The organism is Candidatus Poriferisodalis sp., from assembly GCF_965208485.1.
Lineage (GTDB): Bacteria > Actinomycetota > Acidimicrobiia > Acidimicrobiales > Poriferisodalaceae > Poriferisodalis.
Genome location: NZ_OZ242344.1, coordinates 1065016 through 1084966 on the forward strand (window position 1 = coordinate 1065016; position 19951 = coordinate 1084966).

Annotated in this window: 17 protein-coding genes and 1 pseudogene; 12 read left to right on the forward strand and 6 right to left on the reverse strand. The window is 66.6% G+C overall.

Going from position 1 to position 19951, the window contains the following annotated elements; genetic code table 11:
• The first annotated feature begins 41 nt into the window (after positions 1–41).
• From ACOGXQ_RS04800 to ACOGXQ_RS04835, 8 genes are all read left to right on the forward strand, one after another.
• Positions 42–3509, forward strand: coding sequence for a Calx-beta domain-containing protein (locus ACOGXQ_RS04800; protein ID WP_419946305.1), 3468 nt, complete (start codon positions 42–44; stop codon positions 3507–3509).
• 115 nt (positions 3510–3624) lie between these two features.
• Positions 3625–5253, forward strand: coding sequence for a long-chain fatty acid--CoA ligase (locus tag ACOGXQ_RS04805; protein ID WP_419946306.1), 1629 nt, complete (start codon positions 3625–3627; stop codon positions 5251–5253).
• 7 nt (positions 5254–5260) lie between these two features.
• The gene (locus ACOGXQ_RS04810) at positions 5261–6118 is read left to right on the forward strand and encodes a transcriptional regulator (RefSeq protein WP_419946307.1); all 858 of its coding nucleotides are present in this window, start codon (positions 5261–5263) and stop codon (positions 6116–6118) included.
• Positions 6119–6376: 258 nt separating this feature from the next.
• Complete coding sequence (gene dapA / locus ACOGXQ_RS04815) at positions 6377–7261, forward strand: 4-hydroxy-tetrahydrodipicolinate synthase (protein WP_419946308.1); 885 nt, start codon at positions 6377–6379, stop codon at positions 7259–7261.
• A complete protein-coding gene (locus tag ACOGXQ_RS04820) occupies positions 7258–8991 on the forward strand; it encodes a ribonuclease J (RefSeq protein WP_419946309.1) in 1734 nt (577 codons plus the stop codon). Before dapA ends, ACOGXQ_RS04820 begins: the two co-directional genes overlap by 4 nt.
• A gap of 189 nt (positions 8992–9180) precedes the next feature.
• Positions 9181–10101, forward strand: a complete 921-nt coding sequence (locus ACOGXQ_RS04825; protein ID WP_419946310.1) for a TauD/TfdA dioxygenase family protein — start codon at positions 9181–9183, stop codon at positions 10099–10101.
• 55 nt (positions 10102–10156) lie between these two features.
• Positions 10157–10444, forward strand: a complete 288-nt coding sequence (locus tag ACOGXQ_RS04830) for a DUF1330 domain-containing protein (protein WP_419946311.1) — start codon at positions 10157–10159, stop codon at positions 10442–10444.
• Between the two features lie 157 nt (positions 10445–10601).
• Positions 10602–10988, forward strand: a complete 387-nt coding sequence (locus tag ACOGXQ_RS04835) for a RidA family protein (protein WP_419946312.1) — start codon at positions 10602–10604, stop codon at positions 10986–10988.
• Positions 10989–11043: 55 nt separating this feature from the next.
• Here the strand turns inward: ACOGXQ_RS04835 and ACOGXQ_RS04840 are convergent, their stop codons facing one another.
• The 4 genes from ACOGXQ_RS04840 to ACOGXQ_RS04855 form a co-directional block, all read right to left on the reverse strand.
• The gene (locus tag ACOGXQ_RS04840) at positions 11044–11850 is read right to left on the reverse strand and encodes a 2-keto-4-pentenoate hydratase (protein WP_419946313.1); all 807 of its coding nucleotides are present in this window, start codon (positions 11848–11850) and stop codon (positions 11044–11046) included.
• A gap of 95 nt (positions 11851–11945) precedes the next feature.
• On the reverse strand, positions 11946–13253 hold the full coding sequence (locus ACOGXQ_RS04845) for a hypothetical protein (protein WP_419946314.1): 1308 nt from the start codon (positions 13251–13253) through the stop codon (positions 11946–11948).
• A complete protein-coding gene (locus ACOGXQ_RS04850; protein WP_419946315.1) occupies positions 13246–13377 on the reverse strand; it encodes a hypothetical protein in 132 nt (43 codons plus the stop codon). The genes ACOGXQ_RS04845 and ACOGXQ_RS04850 overlap by 8 nt, the downstream gene beginning before the upstream one ends.
• A gap of 290 nt (positions 13378–13667) precedes the next feature.
• The gene (locus ACOGXQ_RS04855) at positions 13668–14309 is read right to left on the reverse strand and encodes a nitroreductase family protein (RefSeq protein WP_419946316.1); all 642 of its coding nucleotides are present in this window, start codon (positions 14307–14309) and stop codon (positions 13668–13670) included.
• 311 nt (positions 14310–14620) lie between these two features.
• On the opposite strand from ACOGXQ_RS04855, the gene ACOGXQ_RS04860 reads away from it, so the two are divergent.
• A complete protein-coding gene (locus tag ACOGXQ_RS04860) occupies positions 14621–15181 on the forward strand; it encodes a hypothetical protein (protein ID WP_419946317.1) in 561 nt (186 codons plus the stop codon).
• A 38-nt stretch (positions 15182–15219) separates the two neighbouring features.
• Here the strand turns inward: ACOGXQ_RS04860 and ACOGXQ_RS04865 are convergent, their stop codons facing one another.
• On the reverse strand, positions 15220–15510 hold the full coding sequence (locus ACOGXQ_RS04865) for a hypothetical protein (RefSeq protein WP_419946318.1): 291 nt from the start codon (positions 15508–15510) through the stop codon (positions 15220–15222).
• On the opposite strand from ACOGXQ_RS04865, the pseudogene ACOGXQ_RS04870 reads away from it, so the two are divergent.
• From ACOGXQ_RS04870 to ACOGXQ_RS04880, 3 genes and pseudogenes are all read left to right on the forward strand, one after another.
• A pseudogene (locus ACOGXQ_RS04870) lies at positions 15503–16590 on the forward strand (IS3 family transposase); the annotation flags it as partial. The gene ACOGXQ_RS04865 and the pseudogene ACOGXQ_RS04870 sit on opposite strands and share 8 nt — an antisense overlap.
• Before the next feature lie 15 nt (positions 16591–16605).
• A complete protein-coding gene (locus ACOGXQ_RS04875; RefSeq protein ID WP_419947339.1) occupies positions 16606–17703 on the forward strand; it encodes an ion transporter in 1098 nt (365 codons plus the stop codon).
• A 134-nt stretch (positions 17704–17837) separates the two neighbouring features.
• Positions 17838–18998, forward strand: a complete 1161-nt coding sequence (locus ACOGXQ_RS04880) for an exonuclease domain-containing protein (RefSeq protein WP_419946319.1) — start codon at positions 17838–17840, stop codon at positions 18996–18998.
• A gap of 53 nt (positions 18999–19051) precedes the next feature.
• On the opposite strand, the gene ACOGXQ_RS04885 is transcribed toward ACOGXQ_RS04880, so the two are convergent.
• Positions 19052–19924, reverse strand: a complete 873-nt coding sequence (locus ACOGXQ_RS04885; RefSeq protein WP_419946320.1) for a phospholipase D family protein — start codon at positions 19922–19924, stop codon at positions 19052–19054.
• Between the last annotated feature and the right edge of the window lie 27 nt (positions 19925–19951).

The window sequence follows — 19951 nt, forward strand, 5'->3', positions numbered from 1 at the left end:
CTCGTTCCTGTGTTGGCGGCGGGAGCGTTGGGGTTGGTTCGGTGCTGGGGTTGGTTCGGGGTCTTGCGGGTGGGGTGAGGTGTCGGCGCGGCGTTTCGCCGGGCCGCGGCAGGGGTCTGTGGGGTGTGCTTGTCGCGGTGGTGGTGTTGGCGGTGGGTGCGGTGCCGTCGGTGGGCGCGCAGTCTGGCGGGGAGTCTGGGTCGGGTGGTGTGGTGTTGGTGGTGGTGAATGGTTCGTCGTTGGCTGATGTGGGTGTGGCGGCTGGGCTGGTGGGTGGCGGTGTGGGTGATGTGGTGGTGGCGGCGGAGTCGGCTGGGGGTCTGGGCGAGGCGGCTGGGGGTGTGGTTCGGGATGCGGGTGTGGTGTCGGGTGTGGTGCTGGTGGGCGGTGAGGCTGCGTTGGGCGGTGGTGTGGCTGCGGAGTTGGAGTCGTTGGCGCCCGGTGTTGTGGTGGAGCGTGTGAGCGGCGCGGATCGGGTGGCGACGGCGGCTGCTGCGGCGCGTCGGGTGCTGGCGGGCCGTTCGGGCGGGGCCGCTGCGGGGGTGGTGTTGGCGGATGGGTGGTCGTTGGCTGATGTGGGTGTGGCGGCTGCGGTGGCGGCTGCGGGCGGCGCGGATGTGGTGCTGTATTCGGGTTCGGGTTCGCTGCCGGACCAGACGCGGCAGGTGCTCGCTGGTGAGGCGGTCGGCGGGATCGTGGTGGTGGGCGGCGCGGCGGCGGTGCCTGACTCGGTTGTCGCTGCGGCGGCCGAGGCGGCCGGCGGCGTCGGGACAGAGCGTGTGGGCGGCAAGGACCGGGTGACGACAGCCGCGCTGGCGGCCCGCCGGTGGGCGTCCGGCTGCGCGGAGGCCGCGGTGATCGCGAACGGCTGGTCGCAGGCCGACGTCGGCACGGCAGCGGCGCTGGCGGCGGCGCTGGGCGACAGCGTGGTGCTCTACACGGCGAGCGCGGACGGGCTGGGCAGCGACACGCGCTCGGCGCTGGGACGCGTCCGCCCGCAGCTCGCGGTCGTGGTCGGCGACACCGACACGATCAGCGACGACATCTCCGACGAGCTCGCCGAGCTCGGCTACCCCGCCGCACGCGTCACCGACGCTGCTGCTGCTGCCCGCTACGCACTCGACAACGACCTCCGCAACTGCCGCACCACCACCACCGCACCCCGCAGCCCCACCGGCACAGAAACCCCCAACGACAACAACACACCAGACAACACCACCCCGGACACCGACAACACCGACAGCAGCACTCCACCAGACACCGACAACACCGACAGCAGCACTCCACCGGACACCGACAACACCAACCCACCGGACAGCAGCGGCACCGGGGACACTGCTTCTCTTCATGAGGTGTGCTCGAGGCTGTTTGCCTGGCTCAGCCCGAACCAGGCCCGCGTCACCCGAGTCCGCGTCACCGAGGGAGGCCCGGCGGCGACAATCACGGCGACCCTGTCCGAGGCACTCCAGACGCCGGTCACACTCCGGCTGCGCGCGACCCACGGCAACGGCGTGAGCGACGACGACTACACGCTGGCGCCCTCGACGCTCACATTCGCGGCAGGCCAGACCCAGGCGACGTTCACCGTGGCCGCGAACGACGACAGCCGATTCGAGCACGACGAGACGCTCACCCTCAGCCTCCTCGGCCCGTCGATCCCGTCGTGCTCCCGGCTGACGTGGTCGGGGTCGGCGGGAGTGACGCTGGTCGACACCGACGCCCCCGACGTGGCTGCCAGCTTCGCCGAAGGGAGGTACCGGGTCACCGAGGGCGGCGCGCCGGTGACGATCACCGTGGAGCTGTACGAGTTGCCCCAGCGGCAGGTGTCGGTGCCGCTGAGGATCGCTTTGAGCGGCGAGGGCCGCCAGTACTCGCTGTCGCGCACGACGTTGGTGTTCGCTGCGGACCAGACCAGCGCGACGTTCACCGTGACCGTTCCCGACGACAGCCTCAACAACGACGGCCACCGGCTGACCCTGAGCTTCGGCGATCTGCCGCCGGGGTTCCGTGCGGCAGTCCAGACCACCGCGCTTGTAGAAATCGTCGACGACGACATCGGAGTGAGGCTGGAGAGGGCGCGCCCGTACGCGGACGAGTGCTTTGGGCAGAGTGACCAAGCGTTGTGCCAGGCGAGAGTGCTCGCGAACGACTACGCATACGAGGGCGGCGACGCTGTGCAGGTCCGGTTGCGCCTCGACAGCCCGCCCGAAGAAGCGGTCACGGTTCCGCTGACTGCGGCGCTGCGGGGCGACGCTGCCTCTGAGGACTTCAGCTACTCAACCGATGACCTCAGCTTCGACTTCGGCGTGGGCGAGACGGTCAAGGCCTTCACGGTGACCGCCCTCGACGACACCGACCACGACGACGGCGAACACGTGGTCTTCGCCTTGGGAGACCTGCCCCCCAGCTTCGTCAGCACCACCGCCACGTCGGTCACGATCCACCTCATCGACGACGACGGACCGTTCTCGCGCCGGCCCGACAAGGACTTCGAGTCGCTGATTCCCGGAGTGATCCCGGACGATCTGTGGTCCGACGGGACGACGTTGTGGGTGCTGGGAACCGATCACGGCATCTATGCGCTTGACTTGGACACCCTGACAAGGCGGCCCGACGACGACATCACCGCTCCCAGGACGAACCAGATCAGCGGGCTGTGGTCTGACGGCGAGACCATGTGGCTGGCGAACGACCGCGGCCGCGACTGGAACGTCGTCGCTGTCGACGTCGACACCGGCAACAGGGTGCCCGACAGGGACTTCGCCCTCGCCTGGAACCAGGGGCGCTTCCCGCCCGATCCCGAATCGGTGTGGTCTGACGGCGAACTCATGTGGGTGCTCGACCAAGCGTTCCGTGTCGTACGTGCCTACGACTTCGACAGCGGCGACCACATGAGCTCGCGCAGCATCAGTCTCAAGCCGAAGTTCTCGCACACCGTTGACGCCCAAGGCATCTGGTCGGACGGGATCACCATGTGGGTCTCGCACATCGTCGACAAGAAGCTCTACGCGTACGACCTCGCCACCGGCGTCCGCCGCAGTCATCTGGACTTCGACAATCTCGGGAGAACGGGCAACGCCTGGCCGGCGGACATCTGGTCCGACGGGCGCACCATGTGGGTGACCAACTATCGCACCAACTATTCCGAGAAGATCTACGCCTACAACATGCCGACTTCGGCGGCGTTGAGGTCGCTGTCGGTGTCGGGTGCGGAGTTCGGGGTGTTCCAGACGGGCATCTTCTCCTATGAGGGCACCGCAGCGGCGGGCACGACGGCGGCGACGGTGACCGCGGCGGCGGCGTTCGCGGACGACGCGACGGTGACGGTCGCGTGGGAGGCAGCCGACGGCACGACCGGCACGGGGACCACGGCGACGCTCAGCGCTGGCGACAACACGATCACGGTGACGTCGTCCTATGACGCCGACGGCGACTCCGACACCGACAACGCGGATGTGCGCGTCTACACCGTGACGGTCACCGTGCCCCCAGCAGCCGACAACAGCTGAGCCGAATCTCGGCGCCGTCTGGGCAACCAAAGCCGCCGTCTGTCGGCAAGGGTTCGCCACCATTCAAGTCAGCAGATTTCGGCAACTGCCGGCGAGCCTCCTAACCTGCGGCGTCATGGACTCGACGATGATGGACCTGCCGCTCACCCTTGATCCGCTGTTCGAGCGCGCCGAGACGCTCTTCGCGGACAAGGAGATCGTCACCGCCACTGCGACGGGCATCGAGCGCACGAACTACGGGCGCTGGGCCGAACGAACCCGTCGGCTAGGGGGCGCACTCGACGACCTCGGAATCTCCGCCGACGGGCGAGTCGCCACCTTCGCGTGGAACACCGACCGCCACCTCGAGCTGTACTTCGCTGCGCCGTGCTCGGGCCGGGTGCTGCACACGCTGAACATCCGGCTGTTCGCCGAGCAGGTCACCTACATCGCGAACCACGCCGAAGACGAGGTGGTCTTCGTCGACCGTTCCCTGCTGCCGCTGCTGTGGCCGCTGGTCGACACCATGTCAACCGTCCGCCATGTCGTCGTCATGGACGACTCGGGCGGCGGCGACGACGCTCCCGAGATTCCCGACGACTCCCGCATCGTCGACTACGAGGACCTGATCTCGACGGCGTCGCCGTCGGGCTTTCGTGTCGCCGGCGAGACCCAAGCGGCGTCGATGTGCTACACGAGCGGCACCACCGGCGAGCCGAAAGGCGTCGTTTACAGCCACCGCTCCACCTACCTCCACACGCTGGCCGCGATGCTGGTCGACTCGGCGGGAGTCTGCGAGAGCGATGTGATCCTGCCGGTCGTGCCGATGTTCCACGCGAACGCCTGGGGCCTCGCCCATGCCGCCGTCGCAGCGGGCGCGAAGCTGGTCAATCCCGGCCCGAACCTGGCCCCCAAGGCGCTGGCCGAGCTCATCGAGACCGAGCGGGTGACGGTCGCCGCTGGGGTTCCCACGATCTGGATGGGCGTGCTCGGCGAACTGGAGGGGCGTGACACCTCCAGCCTGCGCGCCATCCCATGCGGCGGATCGGCAGTGCCCAAGGCATTGTCGGAGGGCTACCGGGAAGCGGTCGGGCTGCCGATCCTGCAGGCTTGGGGCATGACCGAGACCAGTCCGCTGTGCTCGATCGCCCACATCCGCTCCGGCCAGCAAGACCTCGACGATGAGGCCAAGGCCGACCTGCGCACCACGGTCGGCACGATCCTGCCGACCGTCGAGTTCCGCATCTGCGAGCCCGACACCGCCGATGAACTGCCGCGCGACGGCGAGTCGTCCGGCGAACTGCACGTGCGCGGCCCGTATGTGACCGGCTCGTACTACAAGCGCCCCGACGCCTCCGACTCATTCACCGCCGACGGCTGGCTGCGGACCGGCGACGTGGCCACCTGTGACCCCAACGGGTACATCCGCCTCGTGGACCGCACGAAGGATCTCATCAAGTCCGGCGGCGAGTGGATCAGCTCTGCCGAAGTCGAGAACGAGATCATGAGCCACCCCAAGGTGGCCGAGGCAGCCGTCGTGGCAGTGGCATCGGAACGCTGGATGGAACGGCCGATGGCATGCGTGGTGCCCGTCGAGGGCGAGACCGTCACACACGACGAGCTCATCGAGTACCTGACGCCACGAATGGCTAGGTGGTGGCTGCCGAGCGCAACCCAGATCATCGAAGAGGTGCCCAAGACCTCGACGGGCAAGTTCTCCAAGAAGACGCTGCGGGACCGCTTTGCGGATCTCGTCGTGGAGTGAGGCGAGGATGAGCGACACCGCACACCGCTCCGAACCCGATGCGAGCGGCTCACACCGCTCCGAACCCGATGCGAGCGGCTCACACCGCTCCGAACCCGATGCGAGCGGCTCACACCGCTCCGAACCCGATGCGAGCGGCTCACACCGCTCCGAACCCGATGCGAGCGGCTCACACCGCTCCGAACCCGATGCGAGCGGCTCACACCGCTCCGAACCGCGCCTGTTGGTCTGGCTCGCCCTTCGCCTGAAGGGGCTCGGCGAGGTCGACGATGTGGCCGCTGTCCACGGGCTCGATCCCGACGAGACCGAGTGGCTGCTCGCCGAACTGGACGCAGCCGGCCACTGCATGTTCCGCGAAGTCGGCGGCGTGCCGAAGTTCATCCTGACGCCAACTGGTCGCGACGACGGCGAAGCCGCCCTGGCGGCCGAGCTGGATGCCGCAGGCACCCGCGAAACCGTCACCGCGGCATACCGGGATTTCTGGACGCTGAACCCCAAGATGCTGCTGTTGTGCACCGACTGGCAGGTGCTGTCAGAAGATCATCCCGCTGCCGACACCGACGGACCGGGAGACGGCGGACGGCTCAACGACCACAGCGACCCTGACTATGACGCAGCCATCATCAACCGGCTGGAGTCGCTGCACGGCGAACTCAGCGGGGTGCTCGACCAGCTCTGCAGCGTGATGGCTCGCTACGACAACTACGCGCCCAGATTTGCTGAGGCGCTCACCAGATTGCAGGCCGGCGAGCTGGACTACCTCACCAAGCCGATGATGCCCAGCTATCACACGGTGTGGTTCGAGCTGCACGAGGATCTGCTGGCCACGCTCGGCATCAACCGGGCCGACGAAGGCAGCGTCTGAGTCCGGCGGAGATGCGACATTCCGACAAAGCGAAACCACATTGAAGCTCGCTTCGCCCTGGTGCTAGTGCCGTGTCAAGCAACCTTCGCTGTGGCGGGGATCGCTGGAGGGCCTGCTCGCAGGCGAAGCGACGGCGCCAGCAACCGCGCAAACGTTTGCTGACGCGGCACTAGGAGGCCAGAAGTTGCTGCGGCGACTCCGAGTGGCGGATCGCTATCAGTTGCAGGCGGTCGCGGGCACCGCAGTAGTCTCCAACCCATGAGCGCGCGATTCGGACGAGTGGTTCCGGCGATGATCACGCCCTTTGCGGCGGACGGTTCGCTGGATGTCGACGCAGGGGTGACGCTGGCCCGCTGGCTCGTAGGCGAAGGCGCCGAAGGCCTGGTCATCACCGGCACGACCGGTGAGGCCCCCACCATCACCGACAAAGAAGACTGGGATCTCTGGCGCGCGGTCGCAGAAGCCGTCACAGTCCCAGTCGTGGCGGGCACCACCACCAACGACACAGCGCATTCGGTGAGCCAGACCCGCAAGGCAGCCGAACTCGGCGTGGACGGCATCCTGGCCGTCACGCCGTACTACAACCGCCCCTCGCAAGTCGGCATCAAGGCCCACTTCAGCGCAGTCGCCGAGTGCACCGACCTGCCGGTCATCATGTACGACATCCCGATCCGCACGGGGCGCAAGATCAACACGCCCACGCTGCTGGAGCTGGCGCAGGTCCCCAACATCGTGGGGGTGAAGGACGCTGCGGGCAACCCCGGCGAGACCGCGAGGGTCATCGCCGAGGCACCTGAGGGGTTCGAGGTGTACAGCGGTGACGACAGCTTCACGCTGCCACTGCTGGCCGTCGGCGCGGTGGGCGTGATCAGCGTCGCTGCGCACTGGGCCATTTCCGAGCACATCGCCATGTTCGACGCTTGGGAAGCGGGCGACACCACCAAGGCCCGGGAGATCAACGCCACCCTGCTCGAGAGCTTCGACTTCGAAACCGGCGACGCAGCACCCAACCCGGTGCCGACCAAGGCGATGCTGCGCACGCTCGGCCTGCCGGTCGGCGAGCCGCGACTGCCGATGGGCCCGACGCCTGAGGGTCTCGAAGACCGCGCTCGTGAGGTCTACGCCCGGCTGAAGCAGACTTGAGCGCGCCCAGACCCACAACGGGCCGCAAGCGGAGCAATAGCCGGAGCGGGCAGCGGGGCGGCACGACCTCGTCGCCGGTCACCGTCACCTTCCTCGGCGGGCTAGGCGATGTCGGGCGCAACTGCACCGTCGTCTCCCAGGACGGCAAGCTGCTCGTCATCGACTTCGGGGTGATGTTCCCCGATCCGGCCGTGATACCCGGCGTGCGCCAGATTCTGCCCGACATGGAGTGGCTGAAATCGAGAGCCGACGACGTCGTCGGCCTCGTCCTCACCCACGGCCACGAGGATCACCTCGGCGGGGTGCCGCATTTCCTGCGCAGCATCGCCACGCCGCTGTATGGCTCGGCGCTGACGATGGCGCTCGCCGAGCACAAGGTGACCGAAGCCCAGCTGAGCCACCGCACGAGCTACCACTTGCTCCACGACGGCCAGCGACGCCGGATCGGCCCGTTCGACGTCGAGGTGCTGCCGATCACCCACTCGGTGCCCCAGAGCCTGTGCGTCGTGCTGCACACGCCCGCCGGCGCGCTCGTGCACACGGGCGACTTCAAGATCGACCCCTCGCCGGTGGACGGTCGGCTGACCGACTTGGGACGCCTGCGAGCACTGGGCGACGAGGGCATCGCCCTGCTGATGGCCGATTCCACCAATGCTGACCGCCCGGGCCGCAGTGCGTCGGAGACCGAGATCGGCGCCACGCTCCGCCGGCTGTTCAGCGAGCGCCCAGATCGGCGTCTGATCGTGAGCTGCTTCGCCAGTCACCTGCACCGGATCCAGCAGGTCTGCGACGCCGCAGCCGACGAAGGCCGCGTCGTGGTCCCTGTGGGTCGCTCAATGGTGAACAACTTCCGCATCGCACGCCAACTGGGTGTTCTGGACCTTCCGGAGCATGCGCTGTACGGCGTCGAGCAGCTCGAACGCTTCGCGCCTTCCGAGCTCTGCATCGTCTGTACCGGCAGCCAGGGCGAACCTGGCGCAGCACTCTCGCAGATCGCCAGCGGAGCGCACTCCGACGTGACGCCCCGAGACGGCGACACGGTCATCCTGTCGAGTCATCCGATCCCGGGCAACGAGCGAGCCGTGTTCCGCATGGTGTCCCGTCTGGCCCGCCAAGGTGCTGAGGTGATTCACGACGGCCACGAGATGGTGCACACCTCAGGCCACGCACAGCGTGACGAACTGCGTGACCTGCACGAAGCGTGCCGACCGCGCTGGTTCGTGCCGATCGAGGGCGAGTTCCACATGCTGGCTCGTCACGCGCAGCTCGCCCGCGAACTCGGCATGAAAGCCAAGCGGGTGCTGACGCTGACCGATGGAGCACAGATCACGCTCAAAGGCAACGAGCTCCAAGTGCGCGCCGGCGTCCCGGCGCCGTATCACTACGTGGACGGGACCCTCGACGACCCCGATGCTGAGGTCATCGGCGAACGACTTGCCCTCACGTCAGGTTTCGTGCACGTGACCGTCGTGCTTGACACCCAAGGCCGCCTGGCAGCGGCACCCGATGTCGCTTCGCGCGGCTGGCTCGACACGACGAAGCACGCCGACGTGGTCGAAGCCCTAGCCGACGAGGTCGCCGAGTCCGTCGAGCGGACTGTCAACGCATCACGGGCCAGCCCTGACGCGGAAGAGATCGAGCGGGCGATCCGCCGCGCTGCGGGCCGCTTCGTCGGCACCCGCACCCAGCGCCGTCCCGCCATCTCCGCTGCCGTCATCTCCCTCATGTGAGCTTCGACCGATCAGTTCGGGAAGCTTCGACCGACCATTTCCGGAGACTCGAACCCGTGGGAGAAGGCCTCTGCATCGGTGTCGAGAATGCCGGCGGCCAGACCGCAGACCGACTTCGGCCGGAAGCTGAACCCTGGACCGATCCAGCGCACCCCGAAGCCAATTCGGAACCGGTGGCACGGTCCGGCCATGACGGCTGTCACGCTCGACATCGAGCCGCTCGATGCCACGTTCGGAGCGTGGGGGCACGACATCGAGCTGCGCTCCATCGACGACGCCACCTTTGCCGCACTGCACGAAACCTGGCTGGAGTACGCGCTGCTGATCTTCTCGGGCCTGTTCCTGACCAGCGACGAGCAGGACGCATTTGCACGGCGTTTCGGCAATCTGGAATTCAATGCGGCGCCGATCTCCAATGTCGGCAAGGACGGCGAAGTCCACCACGAGTCCGGCGACGACTTGGTCAAGTCGCTGAAGGGCAACTGGGGCTGGCACCACGACAGCACCTACATGCCCCCGCAGGCCAAGGGCGCAGTGTTCACCGCCGAGTTGGTGCCCCGCGACGGCGCGGACACCGGCTGGGCCGACATGCGAGCGGCATACGAGGCGCTTTCAGAAGAAGACCGCGATCTGGTGCACACGCTCGAAGCGCACCATTCGCTCTACTACAGCCAGGGTCGGGCGGGGCTGCTGCCGAAGCAGAAGGACGACGGCAGCTACGGCATGTACGGCTGCCACGACATGGACGTCTCAGTCCGGCCGCTGGTGAAGGTCCATCCCGATACCGGGCGCCCGAACCTGCTCATCGGCCGCCATGCGCACGACATCATCGGCATGGATCCCGACGAGTCGGTGGCGCTGTTGGACCGACTGAACCGGGAGGCCTGCCAGCCGCCGCGCATCTACCAGCACGCCTGGACCGCGGGCGAGGCGGTGATCTGGGACAACCGCCGTCTGATGCATCAGGGCGTGCCGTTCGACATGTCCCAGCCTCGCAAGATGCGGCACACCTGTATTGCGGGCGATCTGGCTGCCGAGCTGGCACTGAACCACACGGCAGAGTCCGCTGGGTTCAAGCACGATCGCGAGCACTTGCTCAACTCGGGCTAGCGGCGGCGCTTGTTTCCGGGACTGCCAGCATCCATCCGGCTGTGAGAGGAGCCATGTGACTGCTTACGTCATCACGCGGGTCGACGTGACCGACCCCGACCAGTACGAGAAATACAAGGCGCTGTCGCCGGCCGCTGTTGCCGAGAGCGGTGGCAGGTTCATCGTGCGAGGCGGCGAATCGGTGACCCTCGAGGGCCCCGAGGAGACCCGACGCCTCGTCGTGCTGGAGTTCCCCGACGTGGACTCGGCGAAGGGGTTCTACGACTCCGAGAAATACCGCCACGCCCGCGATGTCAGGGCTGGTGCAGCCGAATTCCAGATGGTGGTCGTCGAGGGCGTCTAGGAAACTGCTGATTTATTCGGATCCGGGCAAGTCTGCAACGCTCTGACCTGCGGCTTTGTGTCCGTGAATCGGCGATTTCGGCAATTGCTCAGCAGTCTCCTAGCCCGACCCGCGTCTACGGTTGCGTTCCGGCACTACCCAACCAGGAGCGAGCACTATGGCGCGCACGTCGATTGAGATCGAGAGCTTCCAGCACGCGAATCCGATTCCCGCCGCGACGCGGATCGGGCCGTTCATCACCAGCAGCATCACACCGCCGACCAATCCCGGGGGCCGCGACATCCCGGACTCCCTGGAGGAGCAGATCGAGAACCTGTTCACCCACGTCGGCCAGATGCTCGAAGGGGCCGGCGCCACCTGGGACGACATGGCCAAGATGACGTTCTACGTCACCGACCCGGCGGCATCACGACCGGCGCTGAACGGGCCGTGGCTGGAGCGCTTCCCCGACCCCGAGTCGCGGCCCGCTCGCCACAACATGAAGGTGGAAGGCGGCGGCCCGGTGCAGATCTCCTGCACCTTCGAGGCCTACGTCGAAGACTGAGCCGCCCTGTCGGTGTGTATATGCACCTGTGTGCATATGCACCAGTGCCGAGATCTCAGTCCTCGGGCAAGCCGACGCCGAAGCTGATCTGGCCCAGGGGGCCGAAGTCGGCGACGATGGCGTCGCCGTGCCGGATGGTGCGCGCACGGATGAACGAGCCGGACAGGATCGAGTGGCCGGCGGACATGGTGACGCCGAATTCGTGGAGCTTTCTGGCGAGCCACGCCACTGAGTTGATGGGGTTGCCCATCACGGCGGCGGCCGTGCCGGATTCCTCGAGGTCGCCGTTGATGTACAGCGCACCGCCGAGGTGCCGGATGTCCACGTCGTCGAGGCGCTGGGGGCGGCCGCCGACGATGATGAAGCCGCACGAGGCGGCGTCGGCGATGCTGTCGACCACGCCGGCCTGGGTGCTGCGGCGGTTGTAGCGCCGGTCCACCACTTCGACGGCGGGAACGATGAAGTCGGTGGCCCGCATCACGTCCACGGCATTCGTGCCGGGGCCGCCGAGGTCGGACTTCAGCACGAACACGAACTCGATCTCGACGAGCGGCACGTTCAGGATCGAGGCCGGCACGATCGAACCCTCGTCGAGGAACCAGTTGTCGAACAGCGTGCCGTAGTCGGGCTCGGTGGCGCCCGTGGTCGAGCGCATGGCCTTGGAGGTCAGCCCGACCTTGTGACCTTTGACGATCCGGCCGGCCGCCACCTTGGCCTCGGTGACGTACTGGCCGATGGCATAGGCGTCGGAGATTTCGGCGCCTGGGTAGGTGTCGGTGATCGGGTCGATCCACTCGCGGGTGTTCTCGGCGTGCAGCAGCGCCGCGGCCGCTTCCCGCCGCTGCTCGTCGGTCATCGCCATGTCGTGCTCCCCGTCGCCGGCGCTCCAGCGCGCCTCATCGCCAACCAGCCGAGAACGCTAGAGCTTCCGCCACACTGCTCACCCGCCAAGGTGAGTCACGCGAAGCCGAAGATCGGCGGGAAGGCCACGACGACGATGCCAGCCCATGCCGCGTAGATCACGAAGTGGGCCGTCTGCCAGCGAACGAGATCGTCGAATGGACGTTGGCGACGCCATAACGCCATGCAGAGCCAAACACTCCCGGCCAGGTTCACCAAGAAGATGGCATTGATGCCCGCAATTGCCGCTCGGTTCGGACTCCAACCGAAGTCCGCGATGCGCCCGATCACGGCCGCAAACGTCAAAACGCCGGTGAGCAGCCCTGCAGCGGCGAGCACCGTCGCAGCTCCATCGAAGAATCCCGGCCGATCGCTCGGGCGTCGAGCGGCGCCATAGAACAGCAGAAGGCCGACGACGAAGCCAAGCATCACGTTGAACAGGATGAGCGCCTCCCGTTCGCCCTCGATGCTGCGACCCGTCGCCGGTACAGCGACGAGGAACACCACCAGCATCGCGGCGAACAGCGGCGTGAAGATGTACGCCAGCATCGAAGCGAACTTCGAGACAGCGCCGGCCCAGAACTCGACAAGCCAGGCGGTGACGACCACTGCGCCTGCCGCCCCGGCCACCATCACCCACTCGGTCATCCACCTCGTGTCGACGTCGAGGGCAACGAAGGCGCCGACGGTGAGTGCGCTGAACACGGCGCCCGCCAGTGCGATCAGCACGTAGTAGACGCTCATTTCGCCGGTGAAGCGCACATAGTCCATGCGCTGGTCTGACAGCCGCCAGCACGCTCCGGTCCGAGCGAGGCCGAGGACCAGCCACAACAGCACGGGCAGGTGGAGCGCCGCCAACACGAAAGTCGAACCGTCATCATCGAACGGATAGGCGTTGATGACGGCTGCGGAAGCTGCGAAGACGGCGACGATCACGGCCGTTGCCCAATGCGGCGGCCTCTTCAGCCAGACGAACCAGCCGCCCAGCGGAGCCAAGACAAGCAAGCTGACGTTGCGCGCATAGAAGCCGGCGTCGTCGGAGTCGACCAAGCCGAATCCGAACGCCTCGGGCAGGCGCACAGCCACAGCCGCCGCGACGGCGAACGCCGCCAGGGCCCGGCCGCGTCGCTCAGAACCCCGCTCGTCGGCCTCTGTCGGCGCCGGCTCGGGTTCGTCCCACAGCCCGGCGAAGCGCTCTCGTGCCAGTTGCCGCACGACCGGATCACTCAGCGACCGTCGCTTGGCAGCAATCAGATCAGCTTCGTCGGCGGCAAGTCCCGCCGCCCGCAACATCTCGCTTTCGGGGGCCAGCAGGCCACCCAACCGATCCGAGACGAATGCGGCCGGGTCGTCGTCATCAGGCATTCAGAACGAGCACCCGCGACTCATTGTCTGCCAGCGAAGCCATGGCACTGTCGAAGGTCGCGACGCAGCCGCCGTGACGTTCGGCCAAGGCGATGAGGTGTGCGACATCAGAAAGAGGCGTCACCAACCCGCGCTCGCTGCGCGAACCATCTCCGGCGTTATCGGGCCGCTGTCAAGGTCGGCCTCGAACCCAGGCACTCCCCCAGAATCAGCCGGCGGGCGTTGCCGGCATCCGCGACGAGCCAGTTCCGACATGGCTGCCCCAATCGAAACGCCTCGCTTCCGTGCCAGCGAGCGCGCTACGGCAAGCACATCGTCGTCTAGGTCGAGTGTCGTTCGCATCTCTTCACTATGACACCGCAACGTCACAACTCGATGGCATGCACCCGTCGAGTGGTTCTGTTGTTGTACGGACTAGTAGGTCGGGTTGCCCCAGGTCTCGTCGAAGACGATCTCCGACAGCGGCAGGCGGTCCAGCTTGCGCGGGAACGGCGTGGACCGGTAGCCGACGGCAATGTGGGCCGCCGTGGCCACGCCCTCGGGAACGTCCAGCATCTCGGCGACCTGCGGCTCGTACATGCACAGCAGCGTCGTGAGCGCCGTGCCCAGGCCGGCCTCACGGCAGCCGAGCAGGAAGTTCTGCACGGCCGGGTAGATCGAGCCGCCGCCCACGACGCTGAGCCGTCCCAGCTCGGTGTCGGTGGGATGCACGCCGTCGAGGTAGCCGCAGGCCACCACGATCACCGGCACCTCGGCGAAGTGCTCCGCGAAGTGGTCAGCGCTGTCAAGCAGGCGGTTGGCCCTCTCGCCGACGATCTCGATGTCGCCCGACCGGGCCATGCCCAGGTAGGCCTTCCACGGCTCCAGGTACCACTCCTGCAGCTGCCGCTTCTTCGCCTCGTCGCGCACCACGATGAACCGCACCGGCTGGCGGTTGCCGCCCTGGGGCGCATGCCGCGCATAGTCGAACGCCCGCTCCAGCGTCTCGTCCGACACCGGATCGGTTGTGAAGTACCTCGTCGTCATCGACGTCAGTGCTGCCTCGCCAAGTTCCATGGCTTCCTCGTTTCCTTGGATTGCGCCGTTGCCGGCCCGACGCCGACCCCCGCCGACGGCGGCGCCACAGTACCCACCGAGCGCGTCCCTGGCCGCCCGCGTCCGCGCCGAGTAACGAGGAGGTCTCGCTGCGATCGACAGGGAAGCGCAACGCGACAGCAGCGCACACGGGCGACGTCGCCAGTAACGACGGGATGCACGGCACTCGATAGTCGCTTGGTCTTGTGGCTGAAATATATCTAGATTAACTGGCAATTGACGAACCTTGGTCATGGTCGGCATTTGGAGGCTGCATGACTACCATCGCAACCATGACGACAGAAGGTGACTCCGACACCGAGTCGCCATCGACGGCACCTGTGCCCGCAATCAGGCAGCCGTCCGAGCAGACGAGCGGCCTCGACGCCGCGAATCGCCGGTTGCTCGTCCCCGTGCTGACAACCGTCCTCGGTGCGCTCATCGCCGGCGTCTTCCTGCTCGCTGTCGCCGGCTTCAACACGCTGCGTAGCGACATCCAATCGCTGCGCGATGACATGAAGACCGAGATAGGCACCCTGCGCAGCGACATGAAGACCGAGATAGGCACCCTGCGCAGCGACATGAACAACGAGATAGGCACCCTGCGCAGCGACATGAACAACGAGATAGGCACCCTGCGCAGCGACATGAACAACGAAGCAGGCACCCTGCGCAGCGACATGAACAACGAAGCAGGCACCCTGCGCAGCGAGATGGCCGGCTTCCGCGAAGACACCGACGCACGTTTCGAAGCGGTCAACACACGGCTCGATGCCATCAACGCGGTGCTGCTAGATCACACCGACCGGTTGGCCCGCATCGAGACCCACCTCGACATTCGCCCAGCCAGCTAGCGCAACCGCGAGGCCCCGGTCGTCATCACCGCGGTGCCTCAGAGGCGAGGCCGCTTGGTGCGTCTGATCTCTTGGCTGACCGGATCCACCTCGAATCGCGTCGGCTCAAGCGCCAGCACACCGAGCAGCGGCTCGCAGCCCGGCGGACCGTACACCACCCGCACGAAGGCATCCGAGTCCATGAACTCGAGCCGGGCACCGGTGAACTCGGCGGTCTGGCTGCTGCCGTCGGCCAACTCGTAGGAATCGCTGCCGTAGGGCTGACAGGGGTCCCGGGTTTGGGTCCATGAGTTGTGGGTCTGATTCCCGGTGGATGGGAGGATGACCACGATGAGGAGAAGGCGTCATACGCCCGGGCAGGCGGTTCGCAAGCTGCGCGAGGGCGAGAAGCGTCTGAACGGCGGCGAGGAGCTGGACTCGGTGCTGCGAGCGTTGGAGATCACCGAGTCCGCTTGGAGTCGGTGGCGCAGCGCCTATGGCGGGATGAGGGTCGCTGATGTGAAGCGCCTCAAGGAGCTTGAGTCCGAGAACGCCCGGCTGGAGAAGCTGCTCGCTGAGGCCGAGCTGGACAAGGCGATGCTCAAGGACCTCACCGAGGGAAAATGGTGACCCCGGACCGCCGTCGGGCCGCTGCAGTGCGGCTCCAGGACCGGTTCGGGGTGTCGCAGCGCCGGGCGTGCGCGGTGGCGGGTCAGCATCGCTCGGCCCAGCGGCGTCCTCCAGCAGTTCGGGCGGACGCGGACGTCGCCTATGGGGAGTGGCTGTGCCGCTTCGCGCGGTCCCATCCTCGCTGGGGATGGCGCAAAGCCCACGACATCGCCGCCAGAGAGGGCTTGGCCGTCAACCCCCAGCGCACCCTGCGGCTGTGGCGCGCCCACCGACTGCAGCGTCCTGGCCCCCAGCGGCGCAAGCGGCAGCGGCTCGGCGACGGTGCCGCGGCGAAGCCGCGCGCCGAGCATCCCAACCATGTATGGGCGCTGGACTTCCAGTTCGACGAGACCGCCGCCCGGCGCCGCCTCAAGCTGCTCAACGTCATCGACGAGTTCACCCGCGAGGCCCTGGCCATCTGGGTCGATCACAGCATCGACGCCGACAGGGTCGTCGGAGTCGTCGACCAGATCGCCGCCACACGGGGAGCGCCCAAGCGGCTGCGCATGGACAACGGCCCCGAGCTCACCGCCGACGCACTACGCGACTGGTGTCGAGCCTCCCGCACCCACACCGCCTACATCGAGTCCGGAGCTCCATGGGAGAACGGCTGGATCGAGTCCTTACCCGGCCGGCTCCGCGACGAATGCCTCAACATCGAGGACTTCGCCAATCTCCTCGAAGCCCGAGTCGTCATCGAGGACCGACGACACGACTACAACCACTACCGGCCCCACCGATCACTCCGCGGACTCACACCCGCCGGCGTCGAGTCGATGCCGACCACCAGAGCGCTGCTGCGGTCCCCGCCCGCCCACACCCGCTCGCGCACCCGCCCAGCCGCGCCCAGCAGCACCGCCGGACCGCCCGCGCCCAGCCCGGCGATCACCCGCCACAGCGTCGAGTCCGACGCCGCGCCGCCGAACAGCTCCCGCTGCGCTCTCAGCCCTTCGATATCGCTGCACGCCTCACCGCCCCCTGCCGCCGTCAACAACGCACGAACCAGCACCACGCCGCGGTCACGGACCGGGGCGCGCTCACCCGTCGGGAGCACCGCCGCCGACAGCGCCACAGCAGCCACCAGCAGTCGTCCAAGCGTGGGACGGAGTTGCCAGACTCGCACCCCACGGCGGCAGCGAGAGGAGCGATGCGTGCGGGAGATCTTCGATTTGGACACCCGGCGCGGCCGTCGGGTCAACGTGTTCATCAGTGTCGTCATCGTGCTCTCGATGGCCACCCTGGTGGCCGACACGCACTACACCGCAGCTGACGGTGGCCTGCCGGGATGGCTGTGGACACTGGAACTCGTCATCTGGGTGCTGTTCGCCGTCGAGTACGTGTTGCGCATCGCCCTCGCACCGTCTGCGTGGCGTTACGTCTTCTCCTTCTACGGCATCGTGGACTTGCTAGCGGTGCTCGGCGGCTTCGCGAACGTCCCGGCCGGCACCTCTCTGCGCTTGCTGCGACTGCTGCGAGTGTTCCGCGTCGTGAAGCTGGTGCGAGGCAGCGCCGCACTCGACCGCTTTCGTGCAGCCTTCCGGGACATCGCCGACGAGCTGCTGGTGTATGTGTCGGCCTCGGGGATTCTGATGTTCATCGCATCGGTGGGCATCTACGAGCTCGAGCACGATCAGCCCGACACGCTGTACGTCAGCATCTTCGACAGCTTCTACTGGGCAGTGCTGTCGCTGACCGCCGGCGCCGAGGGCTATCAGCCGCTCAGCTTCGGCGGCAAGCTGCTCAGCATCTTCATCGTGCTGATCGGCCTCGGCGTGGTCGCCGTGCCATCAGGTCTGCTGGCCTCAGCGCTGTACAAGCACGACTCGCAGGAAGCATCACAGCCGGGACTCTCCGAGTCGGTGGGCAACGCCTGAGCCCCTAAATCGGCAGCCACCCTTCGCCAGCCGCGGCAGCCACCGGCTTTGCTGGCGCACGGCGGCAATGTCAGACTCAGCCAGCCAACACAATCAACTTTGCTCAATCAGCGTTGAAGCAGGCGAGGTCAGCCATGTCACTTCAGCAACGGATCGTCGCCATCGACTGTGAGACAACCGGCTTCGGCAGACACGACCGAATCGTTGAGTTCGCAGCTGTCGAAGTCGACATCGACACCGGGCAGGTGGTGGACGAGATCGACACCCTCGTCAATCCTGAACGTGATGTGGGCCCGGTCAATGTGCACGGCGTCACCGCATCGATGGTCTCCGCGGCCCCGACCTTCGAGGAAGTGGCAGGAGCGCTCGGCCGGCGTCTGCAGGGGACCGTTCTGGCGGCGCACAATCTGGCGTTCGACGCCCGGTTGCTTGGTCAAGAGTTCCAGCGCCTCGGAACCGCATTTGATCCCGGAGCGGGATATTGCACCTTGCGCGCCACGTCGCAGAAGCTCGGACTGGCTTGCGAGAGCTTCGGCATTGCCCATGCCGACCAGCATCGTGCGCTCTCGGACGCGCGAGCTACTGCACAGCTCGCGTCGCTGCTGCTCGACGATGATGCGCTGCCGAGCAACAGTGCCGAGGCATGCCGCATCGGCTACATCGAACAAGGCTCTCGACCGAGAACGCTCCGACGCCCGAGCGGCGCCGCAAGCACCAACGACATGGTTCGGACCGTGTCGCGTGCCCACTACCCCTTCTCCGACGAGGCGCTCTTGAGCTATCTCGACCTGCTCGACTGGGTACTCGACGACCACATCGTCACCGACACCGAACGACGCGAACTGCTGGAGACAGCGCAAGATCTCGGCATCAACCAGCGGCAAATCGACCAAGCGCATCGTGCCTACTTCGACTCCATCGTTGCCGCGGCACAACGCGACCACATCATCACCCGTGAAGAGCATGAACTCATGGAGCGCATCGCGCTAGCGCTCGACATCACCGATGCGACGATCCCAGAGGTGACCGAGACTCAGCCTTCCGTCGCCTTGGCGGAAGGCACCCGCGTCTGCTTCACCGGCACAGCGACCATCGGGGGCGAAGCCGTCGGACGAGACGTGCTGGAGCGCTTGGCAGCGCTGGCCGGACTTGTCCCAGTCAGCTCGGTCACCAAGAAGAACTGCGACCTGCTGGTTGCAGCCGACGCATCAAGCAGCTCAGGCAAGGCTCGCAAGGCCCGCGACTACGGCATCCCAGTGCTGTCCGTCGCAGAATTCGTCGAACAACTCGGGTGAACAGCGGGCTGAGTCGGCAGTCGAGTTCGGACGCCCGACAGTGCAGCGCTGCCTTAGATGGATCTGGTTCTGACGAGGCGAATCGAGTCTTGCTTCGTCTCAAAATGATCGGCCATGAAGTGGTTGAACCAGCGACGAAGCACCTCTAGGACTTCGGCGGGGGCCTCGCTCGCGTAGGCAGATCCCAAGGTCTCTAATGTCGCACCGACCTCGGACTCGTCAATTGCACCGTTCTCGTCGATGAGGCGCAAGACCTCGGCCACGAGAGGGTTTTGGCCGATTGCTGCGCGCACCCACGAGTTGAAGTGCGGTTCCGGCAATGCGGGGGGCAAGCCCATGTGCAGCAATTCTGCTTCCATGCCCGGCAAACCCGCACGACCAACCGCATCAGGCTCCCCCCGATACACGGCGTACAAATCCTCAGGGTTCTTTGAGCGCGGAATCCAGTTTCCCGACATCAACCCCGCGGCGAGATCCTCCGTCGCGACCTCCGCGTCTGGCAGCGGTTGCACGACATCGGCCAGATCGGCGACGAGGCGCTTCATGGCGTCTCGGTGTTCCGGGGTTGCTCGGATTGCCAGCCGAAACAGTTCCTCCTCGAAGGCCGCTATCTCGAAATCATCGCGGCTGGCCACAGTTAGGAGCTCAAGATTTGCAGGATCACGCCACCCGAGGGCAGTTTCAGTGACATTCGCCGAGCCAACGAGGCAATTGCGATCTGCCGCAAAAACCTTGGCGTGTAGGTCGTAACGCAGATAGAGCGCAATATTGCGCGCGGCGGCGACGTCAAACACGTCGAGATCGCTCGCGCCGGCAAGGAGGTCGAGGGGTCGCCATCGCGTAACGATGGAGACCTCGACGTCCTCGGGAATAGCTTCGAGCACGGCCTGCAACGCACTAGACCGGATGAAGGGCGCGACGATCAAGCATGTCTCCTCGGCCGATCCCAAAAG